The sequence below is a fragment of the Streptomyces sp. SID5464 genome (genome assembly GCF_009862985.1).
Lineage (GTDB): Bacteria > Actinomycetota > Actinomycetes > Streptomycetales > Streptomycetaceae > Streptomyces > Streptomyces chartreusis_D.
The window spans coordinates 1-2,621 of sequence record NZ_WWIQ01000063.1 but is presented as its reverse complement, the minus strand read 5'-3'; the positions used below and the strand labels follow the sequence as shown (position 1 = coordinate 2,621).

Here is a 2,621-nt window from a genome sequence, read left to right as displayed (position 1 = left end):
ACGGGCGCGGCCCCGCCCCACCGCACCCCGGTAGGCGCTACGCGCACCCCCACGGCCCCGCACAGGCCGCCGCAGGCATCCGCACACCCACGAACCGAGAGGCTGACACAGACCGTGCACGACGAACTCATCGCACAGGCCCAGGCGTGGCTCACCGAGGACCCCGACCCGGAAACCCGCACCGAGCTCGCCCGCCTCATCGACGCCCAGGACCACACCGAACTCGCCGCCCGCTTCAGCGGCACGCTCCAGTTCGGCACCGCCGGCCTCCGCGGCGAACTCGGCGCCGGCCCCATGCGCATGAACAGCTCGGTCGTCATCCGCGCAGCCGCCGGGCTCGCCGCGTACCTCAAGAAGCAGGGTCACCACGACGGCCTCGTCGTCATCGGCTACGACGCCCGCCACAAGTCGCACGACTTTGCCCGCGACACCGCCGCCGTCATGACCGGCGCCGGCCTCCGCGCCGCCGTCCTCCCCCGCCCCCTCCCCACCCCCGTCCTCGCCTTCGCGATAAGGCACCTCGGCGCGGTCGCCGGCGTGGAGGTCACCGCCAGCCACAATCCGCCCCGGGACAACGGCTACAAGGTCTACCTCGGCGACGGCTCCCAGATCGTCCCCCCGGCGGACATCGACATCGCGGCAGAGATCGCCGCCGTCCCGTCCCTCACCACCGTCCGGCGCCCCACCGAAGGCTGGGAGACCCTCGACGACAGCGTCCTCGACGCCTACCTCGCCCGCACCGACGCCGTACTGTCCAAGGATTCCCCCCGCACCGCCCGCACGGTGTACACGGCGATGCACGGCGTCGGCAAGGACGTCCTCCTCGCCGCCTTCGCCCGCGCCGGCTTCCCGGAACCGGCCCTCGTCGCGGAGCAGGCCGACCCCGACCCGGAGTTCCCGACCGTCGCGTTCCCCAACCCGGAGGAGCCCGGCGCGATGGACCTGGCGTTCGCGCGGGCCCGCGCGACCACGCCGGCCCCCGACCTGATCATCGCCAACGACCCGGACGCGGACCGCTGCGCCGTCGCCGTACCGGACGGCGCCGACTGGCGCATGCTCCGCGGTGACGAGGTCGGCGCCCTGCTCGCCGCCCACCTGGTCCGCCGCGGAGCGACCGGCACCTTCGCGGAGTCGATCGTCTCGTCGTCCCTCCTCGGCCGTATCGCCGAGAAGGCCGGCCTCCCCCACGTCGAGACCCTCACCGGCTTCAAGTGGATCGCCCGCGCGGAAGGCCTGCGCTACGGCTACGAGGAGGCCCTCGGCTACTGCGTCGACCCGGACGGCGTACGCGACAAGGACGGCATCACGGCAGCGCTCCTGGTCACGGAACTGGCTTCGCAGCTCAAGGAGGAGGGCCGCACCCTCCTCGACCTCCTCGACGACCTGGCCGTGGAACACGGCCTGCACGCCACGGACCAGCTCTCGGTCCGCGTCGAGGACCTGTCCCTGATCGCGGCCGCGATGCGCCGCCTGCGCGAACAGCCCCCGACCGAACTCGCCGGCCTGCCGATCACCCGGACCGACGACCTCACCCAGGGCACGGACACCCTCCCGCCCACGGACGGCCTGCGCTACACCCTCGACGGCGCCCGGGTGATCGTCCGCCCGAGCGGCACCGAGCCGAAGCTGAAGTGCTACCTGGAGGTCGTGATCCCGGTGGCGACCCACGCCGGCCTCCCCGAGGCCCGCGCCCAGGTGACGGCCCTACTGGAGTCGATCAAGCGCGACCTGTCGACGGCGGCAGGCATCTGACCGCGCCCCCGCCCTGAGGCTGACAGGCCGGCCCCGCCGAAACCCGAGCACCCCCGGGGCCGGCCCCCTCAGCCCACCAACCCCTCAACCCCTCAACCCCTCAACCCACCAACAGCAGAATCAGCACCAACACCGCCCCGGCAACCGCCGGCCCCATCACCTCGTACGCCCACCGCACGGTCACCTCCCCCTGCGCCGTCTCCGCCCGGCGCCGCGCCTCGTGCAGCCCCCGCAGCTCATCCATGATCCGGTCGGTCTCCGCCCGGACGGGCCCGTCCGCCACATGGCCCGCACCGAGGCCCTGCCCCAGCCCGGCACGCATCCCGAGCGCACTGCCGCGCCCCTCGTCCCGGCCCATCTCCCGCCGCGCCTGCGCGGTCGCCCGCATCTCTCGCCGCGCGGCCTTCTTGCGGGCGCGCAGTGAGACGGGTACGGCCCACAGCTGGTACTTCGCGCCGGACTCGGTGAGGACCTCGTTGGAGTAGGCGGACTTCAGCGCGGCGACCTGGCCCCACGGCACCACGATGACGCGGAACGGATTGCGGATACGCAGCCGGTCGTCACCGGCGTACACGGCGGGCCGCAGCGTGAAGGCGGCGACCAGCGGCACGATCAGGATCAGCACGGCGAGCGCCAGCCACGGCGTGCGCCCCTCGCCCGAGATCACCGCGTCGATGCCGAGCCACCCGGCGATGGCGAGCAGCAGCGCGCCACCGGCGATGGCCGGAACCGACCGGTACACCCGGTCCTTGGACTCGGGCTCCGGAGGCTGCGGCGCGGGCGACTGGGACTCGGGGCTCGTCATGCCTCGATTCTGCCGGACCGGACGTCCACCACCCCCACCACCCCCACCCTGTCTCTTATACACA

Annotated in this window: 2 protein-coding genes; one reads left to right on the top strand and one right to left on the bottom strand. The window is 73.4% G+C overall.

All coding sequences use genetic code 11. The annotated features are described in order from the left end of the window. Window positions 1-114: 114 nt before the first annotated feature. The gene (locus GTY47_RS31310; RefSeq protein WP_010049318.1) at window positions 115-1,752 is read left to right on the top strand and encodes a phospho-sugar mutase; all 1,638 of its coding nucleotides are present in this window, start codon (window positions 115-117) and stop codon (window positions 1,750-1,752) included. A gap of 100 nt (window positions 1,753-1,852) precedes the next feature. Here the strand turns inward: GTY47_RS31310 and GTY47_RS31305 are convergent, their stop codons facing one another. Further along, entirely contained in the window at window positions 1,853-2,557 is a 705-nt protein-coding gene (locus GTY47_RS31305; protein ID WP_010049316.1) for a PH domain-containing protein, read from the bottom strand. Window positions 2,558-2,621: the final 64 nt, after the last annotated feature.